A 19,575-nucleotide genomic window follows, 5' to 3' on the forward strand; every position below is an offset into this window, starting at 1 on the left:
TCCTAATGGATTTATCAGAATTGCAAATAAAATCCCTGCCAATCGGTAGGGATTTTATGAGTATTTAGAAGGGCATTAAGACCAGAATTTACCTGCTATATCTTGACCTTGTTTAATTTTAGCCCACTGTTGAGGGATGGCTAATTCATTGCCTGAATCACAGGACGCGAAACCACATTGGTGAGAGAGGTAGAGGCGTTCTTTAGGGATAATCTTACTTGCTTCCTCAAGAAGTCGGTAAACTCGTTCTTCATCATCTAAGTCAGATGTCTTACTTGAAAGCAAGCCAAGGACAACCTCGACATCCTTATCACGCAAGCTCTCCAAGGCTTTCAAATCACCCGCACGCTCATCATCCCACTCAAGGAAGAAACGGCTGTACCGCTGGTTCTTAAGGAATTTCTCAGCGATAGCTTCATAGGTACCACCTGCAGCAGACCGGCTTTCGTAGTTGCCACGGCAGTTGTGGGTCCAGACAGTTAATCCAATCTCATGACCATAGTCTGCAACGGTGTTGTTGATGGCGATAAATTCATCAGCAAGGGCACCTAAAGCTTCAGGGTCATCTTTTGGTAAGAATGGAACTGGGTTTGCAGGGTCAAATAATTCCCAAAGGCAGTCGTCAAATTGAACTATTTTCCCTCCAGCATCCTTATACTGTTCTAAAAATTCTTTATAAGCAGCTAGCAAGCCTGCTTTCAATTCTTCACGCGTCTTATAGACGTGTTCTGGTCCAACTTGACCATTGAACAAAATGAGTTCTGTAAAGGCATGAGCTGGTCCCCAAACGGTTAATTTTGTGTCTGTTTCACCAGCTAATTCTTTAACTTGTTTGTAGATGTCGATGAAATGGTGATTTTTGGCTGAAAGAGGAGCAGTGATGCGCAAACCAATGTCCTTACGGGTTTCAAAAATTTGTCCATCATGGTCCTTGAAAGGATAGCCGTGTTCGGCAATGTAGCGCTCGATACCTTGGAAGCCCCAAATAAAGTCAAGGTGCCACATAGATTTTGAAAATTCTCCATCCGTCACAATGTCAATCCCATTGGCTTTTTGCTCTGCTACAATGGCTTCAATTGTCGCTGCTTCAGTTTCTTTGTAACCGTCAAATGCATCGTAGAATGGGTATTGAATATCATCACGATGTTCGATTTTGCGTTTAAAATCTCCTAGATTTGAGGGGCGAAGGAGGGAACCTACTAATTGAAATCTTGATTTGGTCATGTTTTTCTCGCTTTCGATTTGTGATGAACTTATTCTAACCTAGTTAGACTAATTTGAGAAATAGTTATTTTTAAGGCAAAACTATAGTTAATGCCTATAACATCATAAAAACGGAAAAATATCTTTCTATCATTTGTCAAGTGTGATATAATCAAAATTACTGAAATCCGAACAATTTTATTTGGGAGAAAATAATGAAAAAACAATCACCATTTATAGTGGCAGGTATTGTCATGCTGGGTGTGGTCATGCGCGCCCCCTTTACAGCCCTTCCTGCTATCTTGACAGATGTAGCTGCTGGTCTGGGAGTAGAGGTCAGTTCTCTAGGTATCTTGACTTCTATTCCCTTGATTATGTTTGCCCTCTGCTCTTCTTTAGCACCTCGCCTAGCTGCTAGATTTGGTATGGAGAAACTCATGGCCATGGTCCTCTTGGTCATGGTTGTTGGATCAGGGATGCGGATACTGAATCTACCTGCTTTATACATAGGTACTATGCTGGTTGGAGCAACGATTGCCTTTATCAATGTACTCTTACCCAGTATAGTTGCGGCTAATTTTCCTAAGAAGATTGGTTTTTATACCACCATCTATATTACCTTGATGGGAGTAGCTGCGACGGTGGCTGCTATGGTCGCAGTTCCTATCGTATCCGCAAGCTCTTGGCAAACATTTATCCTATTGATAACAGCTGTAGTCTTGTTAGCCTTTCTGCTCTGGTTACCAAATATTCGTAATAATCATCATTTTGAAAACCAAAAACAGGGCCAGCAGACCCGGTCTATTTGGAAGAATAAAGCTGCCCTTGTCTTCCTACTCTTTGGCGGTCTACAATCTGTTCTCTACTACACAGAGATTACCTGGTTACCAACTATTTCCCAGTCAGTTGGCTTCAGTAAGGCTGAGGCAGGCTTGATGGCAGGTTTCTTTAATATGACTGCCATCCCTATGTCCATGATTATTCCGGCTATTCTTTCTCGTCAGACCAAGGAAATACGTCGCAATATCATGTTGGGCACCTCCTCCGCTACCCTTTTGGGTCTAGCCTTAATGACCTTCCTACCTAAGAATTTTATACTCTGGACAGCCCTGCACATCATTTTGAGTTTCTCAAATGCAGCTCTATTCCCTTATATGATGTTGGGATTTACCCTGAAAACCAGCAACAGCCAGGCGACGGCACAACTGTCAGGTATGGTGCAGACTGGGGGCTACTTGATTGCTGCCTTTGGACCAGGTTTATTGGGATATAGTTATCCACTATTTAATAGCTGGCTCCCTCTTATCATGGCGCTAGCCCTTGTGACCCTAGCCATGATGTGGACTATTGTCCTGATTGAAAAAGAAGATATTATATTATAAGTGAAATCTCTTAGAAAGCTTGTTAGTTGCCTTTTGGAAATAGCAGAGCTTCTAAGGGATTTTTTGGTAAACAAAAAAGCTGGATAGTTACCAGCTTTTTAGTGTGCCACACGGCGACGTGCAGCTTTTTTGCGATTTTCTTCGATAAAGGCTTCTTTCTTTTCTTCTGGTTCGATGATTGTTTTATGAACGGTGAAGATAGCACCTGCCGCGAGAGCAACCGTAGAAAGAACACCCGTCAAGAAACCTTTGCCAAAACCTTTAGCCATAGTGAATTCTCCTTTACTTGTGTTATAATAGATTTTAGCGAAAAAACAAAATATTTTCAAGGAAAAAGATGAAAACTAAAGTAATTGTGGTCATAGGACCAACAGCAGTGGGAAAAACTGCCCTTGGCATAGACTTGGCCCAGCGCTACAATGGAGAGATTATCAGCGGTGATAGCCAGCAGGTCTATCGCAAACTAGATATTGGTACGGCAAAGGCTAGTCCTGAAGAGCAGGCTGCTGCGGTGCATCACTTGATTGATGTCCGGGATGTGACCGAGGGCTATTCGGCTTATGAATTTGTAGCAGAAGCCAAGGCTTTGATTGCTGACATAAAAAGTCGTGGCAAGTTGCCCATTATCGTGGGTGGGACAGGGCTTTACATCCAAAGTCTGTTAGAAGGCTACCACCTGGGCGGTCAAGTTAACCAGGAGCAAGTTCTTGCTTATCGGGCGGAACTCGACTGCTTGTCTGACGAGGATTTGGAAACAATGGCAGAGCAGGCAGGTTTGACGGTCGAGGGAAACAGTCGACGGAGAATGATTCGTGGGTTAGAGTTGAAAAAATTTGGCAAAAACTTAGAAAATACAGAGTCAGGATATGAGCCACTTTACATCTGCCTGACGGATGACAGACAGGTTCTTTACGACCGCATCAATCAGCGAGTGGATAAGATGATGGCGGCAGGCTTACTAGATGAAGTTAGCTGGCTCTACCAAGAACACCCTCAAGCTCAAGCTGCTATGGGAATTGGCTACAAGGAGTTTTTCCCCTACTTAGCAGGCCAAATCAGCCTAGAAGAAGCAGTTGATAAGGTCAAGCAAAATAGCCGACGCTTTGCCAAACGCCAATTGACTTGGTTCAGAAATCGCATGCAGGTTCCCTTCTATTCAGTAGGCGAGCCAGATTACAAGACGCAGATTTTCACCGCCGTGGAGGAATTTTTAGATGATTGAAACCCAGAAAGAACAAGAACGCGCCCTCCTGGTTGGAGTGGAATTACAACAGACAGATAATTTTGACATGTCCATGGAGGAGTTGGCAAGCCTTGCTAAGACAGCTGGCGCTCTGGTCAAGGGAGTCTACACTCAAAAACGAGAAAAATACGACAGCAAGACCTTTGTCGGCTCAGGGAAACTAGAAGAAATTTTCCAGATGGTTGAAGCTGACGAAATTGATACCGTCATTGTTAACAATCGACTGACACCCCGTCAGAATGTCAATTTGGAGGAAATTCTGGGGGTTAAGGTCATTGACCGCATGCAGTTGATTTTGGATATTTTTGCCATGCGGGCTCGAAGCCACGAAGGAAAACTACAAGTCCACCTGGCCCAGCTCAAGTATATGTTGCCACGTCTGGTTGGTCAGGGCATCATGCTCAGCCGTCAGGCAGGTGGTATCGGCTCTCGTGGACCAGGTGAAAGCCAGTTGGAGCTCAATCGTCGGAGTATCCGCAATCAAATTCATGACATCGAACGCCAACTCAAAACAGTGGAGAAAAATCGGGCGACTGTTCGTGAACGCCGTCTGCAATCAGGTGTCTTCAAGATTGGCTTGATTGGCTATACCAACGCTGGCAAGTCAACGATTATGAATGCCATGACCGACAAGCGACAATACGAGGCAGACGAACTCTTTGCCACACTAGATGCCACGACCAAGCAGATTAACTTGGCGGACAAATTCAACGTGACCTTGACCGATACGGTTGGTTTCATTCAGGACCTGCCGACTGAGTTGATTTCCGCCTTCAAGTCCACCTTGGAGGAGTCCATGAACGTGGACCTTTTGCTCCATGTCATCGATGCTTCTGACCCCAATCATAGTGAGCAGGAGCAGGTGGTCTTGGACATTCTAAAAGACCTGGATATGCTGGACATTCCACGTCTAGCTCTCTACAACAAGCTGGACAAGACCGATGACAGCTTTACACCCAGTCAGTTTCCTCATGTCATGCTGTCCGCTAAGGATAAAAATGCCAAAGGCCATATACAGATGATGGTCTTGGCCAAGATTAAGACCATGTTTGAACGATTTGAGGTCAGGGTCCCACTTGCTGAATCTTATAAATTGCATGATTTGGCAACTCTTGCTCTGATTGAACATCGGACCTACGAAGAGGATGTGGAAGTGGTATCAGGCTATATCGCTTCCAGCAATAAATGGAAGTTGGAAGAATTTTATGACGGATTATCTTGATTTGGCAATCAAATACGGTGGCTTTACCAGTCTGGACAAGGTCTATCTGGCTAAGAAATTAGCTGATATGACTGACCAGCAGAAGCTGGATTTTATCACACCACCGCCTTCGGTTATCAATGCCTATTTTGCGGAAATCTATCAGAAACAAGGAGCAGAAGAGGCGACGGACTACTATCTGACTCTTTCTCAGCAGCTGAGCCTTTTTCCAAAAGAACCTAGCTTTGCTGAGGACAAACCCTTTGTCCGCCTGAATTTATCAGGTAAGTCTTTCGGATTTGCCTATGTGTCGGCGGACGGTCTGGCTCAGGTCTTTTCAGAGCAAGAGGAGGAAGTAACAGACAGCCTGCTCTTTGAAATCGCCCAAGTCTTTCCCCACTATGTCGTCTTTGTGGAGGAGGGCAAGATTTTCATGAAAGCCAATCCCTTTAAGGAGGCCGAGTTAGAGGAAGTTGAAACAGACTACCTCCTGACCCAAGTGGCAACCGAAGAAGGCTTGGTCAAGATTTCAGGCTTTAATCAGGAAGAAGTGCTGGAAGTGGCGGAAGCCTATGCTGGTCAGTATTACTACGCCTGGTCGGGTCGCTCTGCAATTTTATATATAAAACATTAGAAAGTAAACAATGCAAATTCAATTTTTAGGTACGGGGGCTGGTCAGCCCTCCAAGGCTCGAAATGTGTCCAGTTTGGCCTTGAAACTCTTGGACGAAATCAATCAGGTGTGGCTCTTTGATTGTGGCGAAGGAACGCAAAATCAGATTTTGGAAACAACTATTCGTCCGCGTAAGGTCGCAAAAATCTTTATCACTCACTTGCACGGTGATCATATTTTTGGCTTGCCTGGTTTTTTGTCTAGCCGTTCTTTCCAGTCAAGTGAGGAGCAGACGGATATTGATATTTATGGACCTGTGGGCATTCGTTCATTTGTTTTGTCTAGTCTGAAAGTTTCAGGCACTCGCTTACCTTATCGCATTCATTTTCATGAGTTTGATGTGGAAACGGTTGGTCAGGTCCTAGAAACGGACAAATTCACGGTATTTGCTGAAAAGCTTGACCATACCATTCCCTGTGTCGGCTACCGTGTCATCCAAAAAGATTTGGAAGGGACCCTGGATGCAGAGGCTCTGCGCGCGGCGGGTGTACCATTTGGCCCCCTCTTTGGTAAAATCAAAAACGGTCAAAATGTGACCCTTGAAGATGGGACTGAAATTATCGCGAGTGATTATCTTTCTCCTCCAAGACCTGGTAAGGTAGTGACCATTCTTGGTGATACGCGCAAGTGCCATGCCAGTGTGCGTCTGGCTGTTAATGCTGATGTGCTGGTGCATGAGGCGACCTACGGAAAAGGCGATGAACAAATTGCTCGCAAGCACGGGCATTCGACCAATATGGAAGCCGCTCAGGTTGCCAAGGATGCAGGTGTCAAACAGTTGCTTCTCAACCATATCAGTCCACGCTTTTTGTCCAAGGATATCAGCAAGTTGCGTAATGATGCAAGCAAGGCTTTTGAAAATGTACATATTGTCAAAGATTTAGAGGAAATTGAGCTATGAGAACCATTCTGATAACAGGTGCTTCTGGCGGTTTGGTGCAGGAGATGGTACCTTTGCTCAAAGATGATTTCTTGATTCTATTAGGGCGAGATGTGGAGAAAATCGAGCAACTCTATACCTTTCATGACAAGAAGGCTGTATTTGATGTGGATATCCGAGATGAAGCAGCCCTGACGGCATTTTTCGATGAACTGGATAGTCAGTTTGGTCAGATTGATATTTTAGTCAATAATGCTGGCTATGCCATTTACGATGATTTTGAGAATTTTTCCAGCCAGCAGGTGCAGGCTATGTTTGACATCAATACCTTTGCTCTGATGACCATGTGTCGTTTAGTAGGTAAACGAATGAAGGCAAGACGGAGTGGTCAGATCATCAATATCATTTCCATGTCAGGCTTGATCGCTTCAAGCAAGTCATCTGTTTATTCTGCGACCAAGTTTGCGGCCATGGGTTTTTCCAATACCATTCGCTTGGAATTAGCCCAGTACGGTGTGACAGTAACGACTGTTAATCCTGGACCTATTGCGACTGGCTTTTTCGACCAGGCAGACCCGGATGGAAGCTACCAAGAGAGCGTCAAGGCTTTCTTGCTGCAACCAGACTATGTGGCTCGTAAAATTGTCGCAGCCATGGGGAAGAAGAAACGGGACATCAATCTGCCTTGGTCACTAGCGGTTGCTCATAAGCTCTATACTCTTTTTCCGAGCCTGGCTGATTATTTGGCCAGCACTGTCTTTAATTTGAAATAAAGAAAAGTGAACACATAATATGACCTAGATGGATTAATGCCATTCTAGGTTTTTTTGATCTAATCGGTTGACATTTTTTGACTACAAGTGTAAACTACATTTGTAAATCGATTACAAATGTAGACAGAAATAGGAGTTATCTTATGAACCATTCAAAAGAAAATAAGCAGGAACACCAACATATGATGCATTCTGAGGAAGTTGGTCAGACCAGCCATCATTCTCATCAGCAGGAGCATCCTCATGAAGAGGGGGTTCACGCCAATCATCATTCTGACCATCACGTCCATCACGACCATCATCATGTAGGAGGCTCTGACGTCAGTCATCATTCTCATCATACTCATGATGCTCATCAGCATCACCAAGGGCATGACCATGACATGATGGAGCATGGTGGGCACATGATGCACATGGGGGATATGAATACAAAACTCAAAGTCGCAGTGGCAGTCATGATTCCCCTACTTGCCATTTCCCCAATTGCAGGTTTCACTCTTTTACGTTTTCCGGGTGTTGAACTTGTCCAGCTGATATTAGGTTCTATTATCTTCTTCTACTCAGGAACACCTTTCTTTAACGGAGCTAGAGGGGAGTTGCAAGCTAAAAAACCTGCAATGATGACCCTGATTTCCATGGGGATTATTGTTTCCTATCTTTACTCCGTTTATGCAACAATTTTAGCGCTATTGGGACAAGAAAGCATGAACTTTTGGTTTGAGTTGTCTACGCTGATTGTCATTATGCTGATTGGGCATATCATTGAGATGAAGGCGGTTATGGGAGCAGGCGATGCCCTGAAAGACTTGGCCTCTCTCATTCCGAAAAAAGCCCATCTCAAGGATGGGACAGATGTTGCGGTAGAGGACTTGCAGATTGGGGATTTCCTCTTAGTCAAGGAAAATGAAAAAATTCCGGCTGACGGTAAGATTTTGAGTGTTGCTCATATTGATGAATCCATGATTACTGGGGAATCTCGAGCTGTCAAAAAAGAGGCGGGGGATAGGGTATTCGGTGGTTCGCTCAATCAAAACATGCCCTTTGAAATGGAAGTGACCAGTCTTGGTAAGGATAGCTTTTTGGCGCAGGTGACCGAAATGGTCCGTCAAGCGCAAAACCAGAAATCCAAGCTTGAAAATATGGCTGACCGCGTAGCCTCTTGGCTCTTCTATGCAGCTTTAATTGTGGGGATTTTGGCCTTTATTTATTGGACCATGACGGCTAATCTTGCCTTTGCCTTGATGATGGCAGTTTCTGTTTTTGTCATTGCCTGTCCGCATGCCCTTGGTCTAGCCATTCCCCTTGTTGTGGCGCGATTGACCACGATTTCTTCAAAAAATAGTCTTTTGGTTCAGAACCGAACAGCTCTTGAACAGGTTAACCAGATTCGGTTTGCCTTGATGGATAAGACCGGAACCTTGACCGACGGAAAATTTCAAGTTCGCCACAGCCAAGATTTGGTTGAGGGAGCGGATGCGCTGGCCAAAATGGCAGCATTAGAAGTTCTTTCAACCCACCCAATTGCCCTTTCGATTGTGGAGGCGGCAGGTCCACTTTTCTATCAAGCAGAACGGGTTGAGAATATCCCTGGTAGTGGGATTCGAGGCGTCTTGGATGGAAGGATTTATGAAATTATGTCCTACAAAGGTCTGCAGGAAATAGGTTTGTCAGTGGATCAGGACGTGATTGCTCCCTATCTTGATTTGGGTCTAACCTTGAGTTTTTTGGTGACTGATCATGTGGTCTTGGGATTTGTAGCCTTGGGCGACCAGATAAAAGAAGATGCTAAAGATTTTGTAGCAGGCTTGAAAGCGCAGGGTATTAGTCCTGTGATGTTAACGGGTGACAATCCAGCTACCGCACAAAAAGTAGCCATTCAGTTGGGCATAGAGGATTACCGAGCTGAACTTAAACCAGAGGATAAGGCAAAACTGGTCAAGGACTATCAGGCGCGTGGGGCAGTTCTTTTCATCGGCGATGGGGTCAATGATTCGCCTGCTCTAGCGACGGCAGATTTAGGCTTTGCCATTGGCGCAGGAACTTCTGTTGCCATCCACTCTGCAGACGTGGTCTTGGTTCAATCCAATCCATCAGCAGTCTTGGATATGTTGAGCATTGCCAAGACAACCATCCGCAAAATGAGGCAAAATCTCTGGTTTGGGGCAGGATACAATATCATTGCCATTCCTTTAGCTGCTGGAATCCTTTATCCAAGTATGGGCATTATGGTGGATCCTTTATTGGCGGCCGTGCTCATGAGTCTATCGACGGTTATTGTCGCTATCAATGCTATGGGTTTACGTTACGGTAAACCATAGAAATTTTGACAGATAATATATATAAGTAAAACACCGGTCTATGTCGGTGTTTTATGATGTAGGAGATAGGGGTGCTGTTTTCAAGTAAGAACTGCGAGAAATCTACTGCGATAATTAGTAGGATATTTGACTATAATCTGGTATAATGGGAAAAAACAACGTGAGAGTGTAGTATGAAAAAATTGTGGAAAATTATTTATAGTCGGGTTTTTATAGTTCTTGCCCTTTTATTATTGACAGTCTTTGCGATAGTTTGGGTGGTTGGCTCACTTGCAGTCTATGTCCCAGCTATCTTGACGGCATTACAAGTTTTTTCTATTATCGTAGCCATTTCCATCATCAATCGCCCAATGAACGCCAGTTTCAAGTTGACCTGGATTGTTTTTGTCATCGGTTTTCCTGTTTTTGGAGCCCTCTTTTACTATATTCTCCAATCCAACATTGAAACCCGTCGCTACCGTAAAACGTTTCAACATCAGGCAAATTTATTGGGGCAGTATGGAAAGACTTCTGACAAGGTGATGAATGGTCTGGCCAAAGAGGACAAAGAGCAGCTGAAACTGGCCCACTACATGAGCGAGTATGTCGGCTATCCCCTTCATACCAATACAGATGCGGTTTATTTTTCGTCAGGTGAGGCCAAGTTTGAAGCACTTTTGGCGGAGTTGAAAAAAGCAGAGCAGTATATCTTTATGGAGTACTTCATTGTTGATGAAGGTTTTATGTGGGAGTCGATCTTGGACATTCTCAAGGAAAAGGCTGCTCAAGGTGTAGAAGTCCGATTTATGTATGACGGAATGAACTCACTCAGTAATCTGCCTTATTTTTACTATAAAAAATTGAGGAGTTTTGGCATACAGACCAGGGTTTTTTCTCAGATTATTCCCGCCCTTTCTACCGTTCAGAACAACCGTGACCACCGTAAAATTGCGGTCATTGATGGCAAGGTAGCCTTCACGGGAGGTGTCAATATTGCAGACGAATACATCAATAAACGGGAGCGTTTTGGCTACTGGAAGGATGCGGCCATCATGGTCAAGGGCGAAGCAGTATCCAACTTTACCCTTATGTTCTTGCAGATGTGGAACCACAATGAGAAAAAGCCAACTGACGATTTGAAATACCTGAAAGCTGCGCGTGAAGCTGAGGCAGAAGTCGTTGGCGGTGAGGGCTATTTCTTGGCTTATGGAGAAAGTCCATTTGATAATGATGAAGTTGCCAAGCGAGTCTGTCTGGACATGATTCAGTCTGCAACGGACTACATCTATATCATGACCCCTTATTTGGTTTTGGATGATGAGATGATTGACAACCTGACTTATGCCGCTAAACGAGGCGTAAGGGTCAAATTGCTTTTGCCTCATATCTATGACAAGCAGTCAGCCTATCTGGCCGCTCGGACAGATTTTAGAACCTATTTAGAAGCTGGAATTGAAATCTATGAATTCACGCCAGGTTTTGTCCACTCTAAAGTTGTCTTGGTTGATGATAAGAAGGCAACTGTAGGCACAGTCAATATGGATTTCCGTTCCTTCTATCTCAACTTTGAATGCGGCTTGTATGTTTACAACCATCAGCAAGTGCTAGCAGATATTTTACAGGATTTCGAAGAGTCCTTTGCCCAATCCGAGCGAATTACCTTGGTCGGTTTTGAAAATACCTATCCTTGGTATAAGCGACTTGCCGGCGCCTTGATGAATATCATTTCCCCATTACTGTAAGAGTATCTTGAATAGTTGGAGCAAGGATTGATTGATTACATTCAGTCGTCCCCTTGCTCCATTTTTCTTTGAAAATGGTATAATAGTAGGATAGCTTAAAGGAGTGAAAAACGTGATAAAACCCAACTATGACTGGCAATTATTGACCGGTTTTTCTGATGAACAATTTATCAAAGTTGCGAAAAAAGAAGGATTGGACCCTGTAGCCGCAAAGTTACTCTATGAACGCGGCATTCAGTCAGCTGAAGAATTACAGGCCTTTTTACAACCAAGCCTAGAAGATCTTCATGACCCTTACCTACTTCACGATATGGATAAGGCAGTGGAGCGGATTCGTCGGGCTATTGAAGACTACGAGCAAATTTTGATTTATGGAGATTATGACGCAGATGGCATGACTTCAGCATCTATTCTGAAAGAAACTCTGGAGGAAATGGGGGCTGAAGTCCAGGTCTATCTTCCAAACCGTTTCACGGATGGCTATGGTCCAAATCAATCTGTTTACAAGTACTTTATCGAGCAACAGGGCATTTCTCTGATTGTGACGGTGGATAATGGCGTAGCGGGTCATGAAGCTATTGCCTATGCCCAGGAAATGGGTGTCGATGTGGTCGTGACTGACCACCACTCCATGCAGGAAACTCTTCCCAATGCCTATGCTATTGTTCACCCAGAACACCCAGAGGGAAATTATCCCTTCAAACATTTAGCTGGTTGCGGTGTAGCCTTCAAATTGGCCTGTGCTCTACTGGAAACCGTTCATGCAGACTTGCTAGACTTAGTTGCCATTGGCACTATCGCTGATATGGTAAGCCTAATAGGCGAAAATCGTGTCATGGTCAAGTATGGACTTTCTCTCCTTAAACAGACTGAGCGAGCTGGTTTACAAGAGTTGATGAAAATTGCAGGAATTGATGTAGACAGCCTTGACGAAGAAACAGTTGGTTTCCAACTGGCTCCGAGATTGAATGCTCTGGGACGTCTGGATGATCCAAATCCTGCCATCGAACTTCTGACTGGTTTTGATGATGAAGAAGCCCATGAGATTGCTCTGATGATTGATAGTAAGAATGTCGAGCGCAAGAATGTCGTTCAAGCTATCTATGATGAGGCCAAGTCCATGCTTCGCTCTGATAGACCTGTTCAAGTTTTGGCCAAAGAGGGCTGGAACCCAGGTGTTCTAGGAATTGTGGCGGGGCGTCTACTAGAAGAGTTACACCAGCCTGTTATTGTCTTGTCTATCGAAGATGGCAAGGCCAAGGGCTCAGCCCGCTCGGTTGAGGCTGTGGACATTTTCCTGGCCCTCAAAGACCACCAAGACCTCTTTATCGCCTTTGGTGGCCATGCTGGTGCGGCTGGTATGACCTTGGAAGTGGAAAAATTAGAACAGTTGGCCGATACACTGACTGCCTACATCATTGAGAACAAGCTGGACTTGTCTAGCAAATCTTCTCTTGTCTTAGATGAAGAATTGGACTTGGAAGAACTAACCCTTGATACGCTAAAGTCCTTTGAAAAATTGGCGCCCTACGGGATGGACAATAAAAAGCCGATTTTCTATATCAAGGATTTCCAAGTAGAATCTGCTCGGACCATGGGGCAGAATAATGCCCACCTCAAACTTCGTATTACCAAAGGGGCAGCTGGATTTGATGTGGTGGCCTTTGGCAAGGGCAATCTAGCCCTAGAATTTTCACAAGCCAAAGACTTAGAATTAGCCGTTACTCTCTCTGTTAACAAGTGGAATGGAAATACAAGTCTCCAGCTCATGCTGGTAGATGCTAGGGTCAATGGTGTCCAGCTCTATAACATTCGCGGTAAACAACACCAACTGCCAGAGGGCATTCCTCTTGTGGATGTGTCTAATCCTGTGACGGATGAAAAAGCTATAGTTCTAGCAAGTTTGCCTGAAGACATCAGCAGTCTGCGCAGCTATTTCCAAGAAAATGAATTTGAGGCAATTTACTTTAAAAACGAAATTGCCAAGCCTTACTATCTGGATGGTTATGGCAGTCGGGACCAATTTGCCAAATTGTATAAGACTATTTATCAGTTTGATGAGTTTGATGTGCGCTATAAATTGAAAGATTTAGCTACTTACTTGAAAATCAAGGACACCCTGTTAGTGAAAATGATTCAAATTTTCCAAGAATTGGAATTTGTGACCATTACGGACGGTGTCATGCGGGTTAACAAGGAGGCACAAAAACGGGAAATCTCAGAAAGTCAGATTTACCAAGACTTGAAAGAAACAGTTATCCAGCAAGAATTGATGGCACTTGGCACTGTTCAGGAAATTTATGACTGGCTGTGTGGTCAAGCTTGATGATGACTGTATTTCTCGGTTTTCTGCTTTTATTGCTTATCTTTGTGTATTTTTGGCACACCAATCGCCGGAAAAAAGACTTGGAAGTCTTGGAAGAAGTTGAACCAGTCCGGCAAGCCTTAAACGCCTTGAGGAGAAATGGGTGGTCAGAAAAGGCGATTTACAAGGCATTTCTTAAAGATTTACTGAAAATGCCAAAAGCAGAAATTCCAGTATTTGTCCAAAACCTCATGGGTGAACTTACGATTTTTGCCTCGACCAGTTTTTACAAGTTGTTAAAGGCTGAAAGTTGGTCTTTGACCAAAGAAAAAGCACGGAGTTTGCTAGAGCAGATTATGGAGATCTTGGAAGCTCCAGGAGAACTACACCAAAGCCACCTGCCTGACTTGCTAGAGAAAATAGACGGTAACTGCCCTCCCCACCATCCTTTCTGGCGCTTGTTTGCTGACTTAATTGACAAAGCCTTTCCTGGTCAGGAGCTGGCGGAGAATGGTGAACTAAGCAAACAAGTCCATCAATTGCGCTATCTGATTTCCTACCAGCAGGCGACTTGGGTGCGTCAGCACTATGGACAAGGAAAATCAGATTGGCAGGCCTTGGTAGCCTACTTGGCTAGCCTGCCTGGTTGGTCCTATCGTTTGAGGGAATCTACCCGCCTACATAATAAGCAATTATTTGCTAGGGATGAGAAGCAAAACTTACCCATCAATCTTAAGGTCTTGATTGGATTTCATAGCGAATTCATCCTGGCGCAAGATGGACAATTTGCCTTGATACTGGATGTAAAACCGTCCACAAACGGCATGGTCAATGGCGCATCCTTTAACTATGCCAGAGCCAATAATCAGCGCCATTACCAGTTAGACATGGCTCCAGTCGGTCCGCATGACCCTCCTTTTCGTAAGAAAATGATCAGGTCTAAAGCTGGGACTTACCGTTCTCCTACTCGCATTTCTAAGCACGAAAGCAAGCTTAATCAGACAGATTGGGAACAATCCTATTTCAATTCTCAAGGCTATTTTTCCCATAAGGGACATAGCAGAGCTGCGCTTGTAGCTAGCTTGGGTAGGCGTTTTGCCAAAGATATAAGATTTGAAATGTACCAAAAACTAATTTCATGGTATAATAAAGAGTAAAACTAAAAATTTAAAGAGAGATGAAAATGAACTTAAAAGATTACATCGCAACCATTCCTGATTATCCAAAAGAAGGTATCGAATTCCGTGACATTAGTCCTTTGATGGCTGATGGCAACGCTTATAGCTATGCCGTACGTGAAATTGTTCAGTACGCGACTGACAAGCAAATCGATATGATTGTTGGTCCAGAGGCGCGTGGTTTCATCGTGGGATGCCCAGTTGCTTTTGAATTGGGTATTGGTTTTGCTCCAGTTCGTAAGCCAGGCAAACTACCACGCGAAGTTATCTCAGCTGACTATGAAAAAGAGTATGGTGTGGATACTTTGACTATGCATGCGGATGCGATTAAGCCAGGTCAACGTGTGCTTATTGTTGATGACTTGTTGGCAACTGGTGGAACTGTCAAAGCGACCATCGAAATGATTGAAAAACTTGGTGGTGTTGTAGCTGGCTGTGCCTTCTTAATCGAGTTGGATGATCTCAAGGGGCGCGAAGCAATCGGTGATTACGACTATAAAGTATTAATGCATTATTAAGATTGCTATAGTCAAAACTTATAACTGGTACTTATTTTCTTCTAATTGAATTGCATAACAACCTGTCTTATAATATATATAAGAAACTCAGGAGGTTGCTTATGCCGATTAAAATTGAAAAATCATTACCAGCAGTAGATATTTTGAGAGAAGAGAATATTTTTGTCATGGACAGCGTCCGTGCCAGTCATCAGGACATTCGTCCTATCAAGATTTTAATTCTCAATCTCATGCCACAGAAAATTGTGACGGAGACTCAGCTGCTCCGTCTTTTAGCAAATACTCCCTTGCAATTAGAAGTTGAATTTCTATACATGGCAAGTCATGAGTCAAAAAATACTCATTCGGATCACTTGGAGCAATTTTACAAGACATTTGAACAGGTCAAGGATGAGTTTTTTGACGGTTTGATTGTTACAGGGGCACCAGTGGAGAATTTAGCATTTGAAGAAGTAGATTATTGGCAAGAGCTAGTTCAAGTCTTCGAATGGTCTAAGGCCCATGTTTATTCAACCCTACATATTTGTTGGGGGGCGCAGGCTGGTTTATATGCTCGCTATGGCGTGCCAAAACACTCCATGGCAAGAAAATTATCAGGTGTTTATTGTCAAGAGGTAACCTATCCCACTTGTTCTCTCATGCGTGGATTTGATGACGAATTTCGGTCACCACACTCACGCTACACGGAGGTCAAGGAGGCTGATATTGCTCATCTGGATGACCTGCTCATCTTGTCGCAAGGGAAGGAAGTAGGCTTGTCCATTTTAGCCAGCAAGGATTTGAGAGAAGTCTATAGTTTTGGGCATTTGGAGTATGACAGAGATACGCTTGCCAAAGAATACCAGCGCGATTGCTTGGCAGGTAAAAATCCCCATATCCCAGAAAATTATTTCAAGCAAGATGATCCTACAAGCAGACCATCCTTGTCCTGGAACCTGCCAGCAGCCCAATTCTTTACTAATTGGGTCAACTATGCTGTCTATCAGGAAACACCTTATGATTGGAAAACATTTGAGCAGTCAGCCCTTTCAGCAAGTCTTTAGTCTTTAAAGAGGAAATATGAACTATTCACAGCAATTTCGGCAGGGACAACTGGTCCTTCCTGCAGCGATTTTATTTCATTATCAGGAGCTTTTTCCATCAGCAGATGATTTTTTGGTCTGGCAATTTTTCTTTTATCAAAATACCTCACCGCTAGAAGCCTTGGCTCCTAGTGAGATTGCTCAGGCAATCGGCAGGACTGTTGCCCAGGTCAACCAGTCTATTGAAAATTTGCAAGAAGCTGGCCTATTGGACTTTAAGACCATCAGCATTGCTGGTGAAATTGAAATGATTTTCGATGCCTTTCCGGCCTTAGAAAAGTTAGATGAATTACTAGCTCCTAAAGAAGCAGTCCAATTCCTTCCAGCTGAAAATGACTTGAAAACCATGGTCGGCGAATTTGAACGGGAGTTGGGGCGCCTCTTGTCGCCTTATGAAATTGAGGACTTGCAGAAGACAATCGAAGACGATAAGACTTCTGTTGACTTGGTTCGGGCTGCCTTAAAAGAAGCTGTTTTTAACAATAAAACCAATTGGAAATACATCCAGGCTATTTTGCGCAACTGGCGTCGGGAGGGCATCACAAGTGTCGCTCAGGTAGAAGCTAAAAATGCAGAAAGAGAAGGCCAACAAGCTAAAAATGTGACAGTTTCAAGTGACTTTTTGGATGCCATGTGGATGTGGAAAGATTAAAATGGAAACAAGATTATCAAAAAGACTGGCAACAGTCGCAGACTATGTGCCCCAAGGGGCTCGACTAGTAGATGTAGGGAGTGACCATGCTTATCTCCCTCTTTTTTTGGTGGAACAGGGCAGGATTGAATTTGCTGTCGCTGGTGAGGTGGTTCAAGGCCCCTATCAGTCAGCTCTTCAAAATGTTGAGCAGGCAGGGCAGTCAGACAAGATTTCGGTTCGCCTCGCAAATGGTTTGGCAGCAGTGGAGCAGTCTGATCAAATTAGCACCGTGACCATTGCGGGAATGGGTGGTCGTCTGATTGCGGATATTCTTGAGGCTGGTAAAGATAAACTTGTGTCCGTAGAACGTCTGATTTTACAGCCCAACAATCGTGAAGACGATGTCCGTCGTTGGTTAGTCGCCAATGATTTTCAGATTATTGCAGAGGAAATCTTGGAAGAAAATGACAAGATTTATGAAATCTTAGTGGCGGAGAAAGGCAAGTCAGACTTAACTGCTGACCAGTTGCGGTTTGGTCCTTATTTACTGGATGAGCAATCTGCTACCTTCCAGAAGAAGTGGCTCAAGGAACTGGACAAGTTGATCTATGCCTTGGAACAAGTGCCTCTTGAACGCCAAGCTGACCGCTCTGCTATTTCTAAAAAAATCCAACAAATTCAGGAGGTGCTTCATGTTAGCAAGTAAAGTAATCGAGCGGTACCAGGCTTTTTGTCCACCGTCTCTGGCTATGGAGGGCGATGTGAAAGGGCTGCAAATCGGTACGCTCAAGAAGGACATTCGTCGGGTCATGGTGGCTCTGGATATTCGCGAAACGACGGTGGCGGAGGCTATTGACAAGCAGGTGGACCTGATTATCGTCAAGCATGCTCCTATTTTTCGTCCGATCAAGGACTTGGTGGCCGATAACCTTCAGACCAAGATTTATTTGGACTTGATCAAGCACGATATTGCGGTCTATGTCAGTCATACGGATATTGATGTGGTGGATGGCGGTCTGAATGACTGGTTCTGCGACCTTCTGGACATTCAGGATACTAGCTATCTGATTGAAACTGCTGAGGGGCAGGGGCTCGGTCGTGTGGGGACAATAGCAGAGCAGACCTTGGAGGAGTTGGCCTTGAAAGTTAAGGACGTTTTTGGTCTAGATGCTGTCCGTCTGGTGACTTATGGTCATCAAGCTCAGCAGTATGTCAGCCGTGTGGCCATCTGTGGAGGTAGTGGGGGTTCTTATTATCATGAGGCACTTGCTAAGGGGGCAGATGTTTACATCACAGGCGATATTTACTACCATACGGGGCAGGATATGCTCACCCAGGGTTTGCTGGCTATTGATCCTGGTCATCATATTGAAGCCTTGTTTATCAAGAAAATTGCAGATTTACTAGAAACTTGGAAGGCAGAAGAAGGTTGGGATGTGGAAATCCTTCCATCGACCGTATCAACCAACCCATTCAGACACCTGTAAAAGTCACGGAAGCGTGGCTTTTTTATCTTCCTCTTGATTTTTTATAGTAGTTAAGGTATCCTAATTATTATCATATGCATGACTAAAGATTAGGAGCTTTGAAATGGCTTGGTTTACAGAACAGTCTGTGGTGTTACAGGCTTTACTTGGTGGTTTATTTACATGGTTTTGTACCATTCTTGGTTCAGCCATAGTATTTTTCTTTAAGACGGTTAGTCGGCGCTTGCTGGATACCATGCTTGGTTTTGCTGCCGGTGTCATGATTGCGGCTTCATTCTGGTCTTTGCTAGCTCCGTCTATTGAATATGCGGAGGCCTCCTATGGCAGTCTAGCCTGGATTCCTGCGGCAGTTGGCTTTGCTGTTGGCGGTATTTTCTTGCGCTTGGTCGATGCTTGGGTTCCTCATTTGCACTTGGGGCGTGACAAAGAGCAGGCAGAAGGTGGAGATGAGAAGAACAGAAAAAATCTGTCTAAGACAGCTTTGCTATTTCTAGCCATCACTATTCACAATATTCCAGAAGGTTTAGCAGTCGGTGTGACTTTTGGTGCCTTGGCTTCTAATTACAGTCCAGCTGCCTTTGTAGGTGCTTTAGGGCTTGCGATTGGGATTGGCTTGCAAAACATTCCGGAAGGTGCAGCCTTGGCCATTCCCATTCGGACGGATGGCGCTTCACGCTGGAAGGCATTTTACTGGGGCTCCATGTCAGCCATTGTTGAGCCAATTGCAGCTCTGCTTGGTGCGGTAGCTGTGACCTATATGACACCTATTTTACCCTATGCATTATCATTTGCTGCGGGGGCTATGATTTTTGTCGTAGTAGAAGAGCTAATTCCAGAATCGCAAACCAATGGAAATACAGATATTGCAACACTTGGGCTCATGGCAGGTTTTATCATTATGATGGTCTTGGATGTGGCACTTGGTTAAGGAATAAAAGGTAGAAGTCTGATGTTCAGGCTTTTTTCTTATGACATTC

At 44.2% G+C, this 19,575-nt stretch carries 18 protein-coding genes; 16 read left to right on the forward strand and 2 right to left on the reverse strand.

Annotated features, from left to right (window positions below; all coding sequences use genetic code 11):
• Nucleotides 1–75: 75 nt before the first annotated feature.
• Entirely contained in the window at nt 76–1,224 is a 1,149-nt protein-coding gene (locus C1G49_RS00170; protein ID WP_105124150.1) for a cobalamin-independent methionine synthase II family protein, read from the reverse strand.
• Between the two features lie 194 nt (nt 1,225–1,418).
• Between C1G49_RS00170 and C1G49_RS00175 the strand changes: the two genes are divergently transcribed.
• The gene (locus C1G49_RS00175; protein ID WP_105124151.1) at nt 1,419–2,585 is read left to right on the forward strand and encodes an MFS transporter; all 1,167 of its coding nucleotides are present in this window, start codon (nt 1,419–1,421) and stop codon (nt 2,583–2,585) included.
• A 98-nt stretch (nt 2,586–2,683) separates the two neighbouring features.
• Here C1G49_RS00175 and C1G49_RS00180 read toward each other — a convergent pair whose 3' ends face one another.
• Nucleotides 2,684–2,854, reverse strand: a complete 171-nt coding sequence (locus tag C1G49_RS00180; protein ID WP_044688996.1) for a DUF3042 family protein — start codon at nt 2,852–2,854, stop codon at nt 2,684–2,686.
• A 68-nt stretch (nt 2,855–2,922) separates the two neighbouring features.
• On the opposite strand from C1G49_RS00180, the gene miaA reads away from it, so the two are divergent.
• The 15 genes from miaA (at nt 2,923) to C1G49_RS00255 (ending at nt 19,526) form a co-directional block, all read left to right on the forward strand.
• Nucleotides 2,923–3,807: a tRNA (adenosine(37)-N6)-dimethylallyltransferase MiaA gene (gene miaA, locus C1G49_RS00185; RefSeq protein ID WP_105124152.1), complete on the forward strand. Its 885-nt coding sequence runs from the start codon at nt 2,923–2,925 to the stop codon at nt 3,805–3,807.
• Nucleotides 3,800–5,050, forward strand: a complete 1,251-nt coding sequence (gene hflX / locus C1G49_RS00190; RefSeq protein WP_105124153.1) for a GTPase HflX — start codon at nt 3,800–3,802, stop codon at nt 5,048–5,050. The genes miaA and hflX overlap by 8 nt, the downstream gene beginning before the upstream one ends.
• Nucleotides 5,034–5,663 carry a cystathionine beta-lyase gene (locus tag C1G49_RS00195; RefSeq protein ID WP_105124154.1) on the forward strand — a complete coding sequence of 210 codons (630 nt, stop codon included), beginning with the start codon at nt 5,034–5,036 and terminating at the stop codon, nt 5,661–5,663. Before hflX ends, C1G49_RS00195 begins: the two co-directional genes overlap by 17 nt.
• Before the next feature lie 10 nt (nt 5,664–5,673).
• On the forward strand, nt 5,674–6,603 hold the full coding sequence (gene rnz / locus C1G49_RS00200; protein WP_105124155.1) for a ribonuclease Z: 930 nt from the start codon (nt 5,674–5,676) through the stop codon (nt 6,601–6,603).
• Nucleotides 6,600–7,355 carry an SDR family NAD(P)-dependent oxidoreductase gene (locus tag C1G49_RS00205; RefSeq protein ID WP_105124156.1) on the forward strand — a complete coding sequence of 252 codons (756 nt, stop codon included), beginning with the start codon at nt 6,600–6,602 and terminating at the stop codon, nt 7,353–7,355. The genes rnz and C1G49_RS00205 overlap by 4 nt, the downstream gene beginning before the upstream one ends.
• A gap of 143 nt (nt 7,356–7,498) precedes the next feature.
• The gene (locus C1G49_RS00210; protein ID WP_105124157.1) at nt 7,499–9,673 is read left to right on the forward strand and encodes a copper-translocating P-type ATPase; all 2,175 of its coding nucleotides are present in this window, start codon (nt 7,499–7,501) and stop codon (nt 9,671–9,673) included.
• A gap of 173 nt (nt 9,674–9,846) precedes the next feature.
• Nucleotides 9,847–11,394 carry a cardiolipin synthase gene (gene cls / locus C1G49_RS00215; protein WP_105124158.1) on the forward strand — a complete coding sequence of 516 codons (1,548 nt, stop codon included), beginning with the start codon at nt 9,847–9,849 and terminating at the stop codon, nt 11,392–11,394.
• Nucleotides 11,395–11,506: 112 nt separating this feature from the next.
• Nucleotides 11,507–13,720, forward strand: a complete 2,214-nt coding sequence (gene recJ, locus C1G49_RS00220) for a single-stranded-DNA-specific exonuclease RecJ (protein ID WP_105124159.1) — start codon at nt 11,507–11,509, stop codon at nt 13,718–13,720.
• Nucleotides 13,720–14,856 (forward strand): DUF3114 domain-containing protein, encoded by a 1,137-nt coding sequence (locus tag C1G49_RS00225; protein ID WP_105124160.1) that lies wholly within the window; start codon nt 13,720–13,722, stop codon nt 14,854–14,856. Before recJ ends, C1G49_RS00225 begins: the two co-directional genes overlap by 1 nt.
• A gap of 26 nt (nt 14,857–14,882) precedes the next feature.
• Nucleotides 14,883–15,395 carry an adenine phosphoribosyltransferase gene (locus C1G49_RS00230; protein ID WP_044690593.1) on the forward strand — a complete coding sequence of 171 codons (513 nt, stop codon included), beginning with the start codon at nt 14,883–14,885 and terminating at the stop codon, nt 15,393–15,395.
• A 101-nt stretch (nt 15,396–15,496) separates the two neighbouring features.
• Nucleotides 15,497–16,438, forward strand: coding sequence for a homoserine O-acetyltransferase MetA (metA, locus tag C1G49_RS00235; protein WP_105124161.1), 942 nt, complete (start codon nt 15,497–15,499; stop codon nt 16,436–16,438).
• A 16-nt stretch (nt 16,439–16,454) separates the two neighbouring features.
• On the forward strand, nt 16,455–17,129 hold the full coding sequence (locus C1G49_RS00240) for a DnaD domain-containing protein (RefSeq protein WP_105124162.1): 675 nt from the start codon (nt 16,455–16,457) through the stop codon (nt 17,127–17,129).
• A 1-nt stretch (nt 17,130) separates the two neighbouring features.
• Nucleotides 17,131–17,817 (forward strand): tRNA (adenine(22)-N(1))-methyltransferase, encoded by a 687-nt coding sequence (locus C1G49_RS00245; RefSeq protein ID WP_105124163.1) that lies wholly within the window; start codon nt 17,131–17,133, stop codon nt 17,815–17,817.
• Nucleotides 17,804–18,598 carry a Nif3-like dinuclear metal center hexameric protein gene (locus tag C1G49_RS00250; protein WP_105124164.1) on the forward strand — a complete coding sequence of 265 codons (795 nt, stop codon included), beginning with the start codon at nt 17,804–17,806 and terminating at the stop codon, nt 18,596–18,598. Before C1G49_RS00245 ends, C1G49_RS00250 begins: the two co-directional genes overlap by 14 nt.
• Before the next feature lie 103 nt (nt 18,599–18,701).
• The gene (locus tag C1G49_RS00255; protein ID WP_105124165.1) at nt 18,702–19,526 is read left to right on the forward strand and encodes a ZIP family metal transporter; all 825 of its coding nucleotides are present in this window, start codon (nt 18,702–18,704) and stop codon (nt 19,524–19,526) included.
• Nucleotides 19,527–19,575 lie beyond the last annotated feature (49 nt).

Source organism: Streptococcus suis (assembly GCF_002960625.1).
Taxonomy (GTDB): Bacteria; Bacillota; Bacilli; order Lactobacillales; family Streptococcaceae; genus Streptococcus; species Streptococcus suis_T.

Excerpts from the sequence above, each read along its gene's own strand:
- C1G49_RS00170 (WP_105124150.1), bottom strand. The coding sequence starts at position 1,224 with ATGACCAAATCAAGATTTCAATTAGTAGGTTCCCTCCTTCGCCCCTCA.
- C1G49_RS00175 (WP_105124151.1), top strand. The coding sequence starts at position 1,419 with ATGAAAAAACAATCACCATTTATAGTGGCAGGTATTGTCATGCTGGGT.
- C1G49_RS00180 (WP_044688996.1), bottom strand. The coding sequence starts at position 2,854 with ATGGCTAAAGGTTTTGGCAAAGGTTTCTTGACGGGTGTTCTTTCTACG.
- miaA (WP_105124152.1), top strand. The coding sequence starts at position 2,923 with ATGAAAACTAAAGTAATTGTGGTCATAGGACCAACAGCAGTGGGAAAA.
- hflX (WP_105124153.1), top strand. The coding sequence starts at position 3,800 with ATGATTGAAACCCAGAAAGAACAAGAACGCGCCCTCCTGGTTGGAGTG.
- C1G49_RS00195 (WP_105124154.1), top strand. The coding sequence starts at position 5,034 with ATGACGGATTATCTTGATTTGGCAATCAAATACGGTGGCTTTACCAGT.
- rnz (WP_105124155.1), top strand. The coding sequence starts at position 5,674 with ATGCAAATTCAATTTTTAGGTACGGGGGCTGGTCAGCCCTCCAAGGCT.
- C1G49_RS00205 (WP_105124156.1), top strand. The coding sequence starts at position 6,600 with ATGAGAACCATTCTGATAACAGGTGCTTCTGGCGGTTTGGTGCAGGAG.
- C1G49_RS00210 (WP_105124157.1), top strand. The coding sequence starts at position 7,499 with ATGAACCATTCAAAAGAAAATAAGCAGGAACACCAACATATGATGCAT.
- cls (WP_105124158.1), top strand. The coding sequence starts at position 9,847 with ATGAAAAAATTGTGGAAAATTATTTATAGTCGGGTTTTTATAGTTCTT.
- C1G49_RS00225 (WP_105124160.1), top strand. The coding sequence starts at position 13,720 with ATGATGACTGTATTTCTCGGTTTTCTGCTTTTATTGCTTATCTTTGTG.
- C1G49_RS00230 (WP_044690593.1), top strand. The coding sequence starts at position 14,883 with ATGAACTTAAAAGATTACATCGCAACCATTCCTGATTATCCAAAAGAA.
- metA (WP_105124161.1), top strand. The coding sequence starts at position 15,497 with ATGCCGATTAAAATTGAAAAATCATTACCAGCAGTAGATATTTTGAGA.
- C1G49_RS00240 (WP_105124162.1), top strand. The coding sequence starts at position 16,455 with ATGAACTATTCACAGCAATTTCGGCAGGGACAACTGGTCCTTCCTGCA.
- C1G49_RS00245 (WP_105124163.1), top strand. The coding sequence starts at position 17,131 with ATGGAAACAAGATTATCAAAAAGACTGGCAACAGTCGCAGACTATGTG.
- C1G49_RS00250 (WP_105124164.1), top strand. The coding sequence starts at position 17,804 with ATGTTAGCAAGTAAAGTAATCGAGCGGTACCAGGCTTTTTGTCCACCG.
- C1G49_RS00255 (WP_105124165.1), top strand. The coding sequence starts at position 18,702 with ATGGCTTGGTTTACAGAACAGTCTGTGGTGTTACAGGCTTTACTTGGT.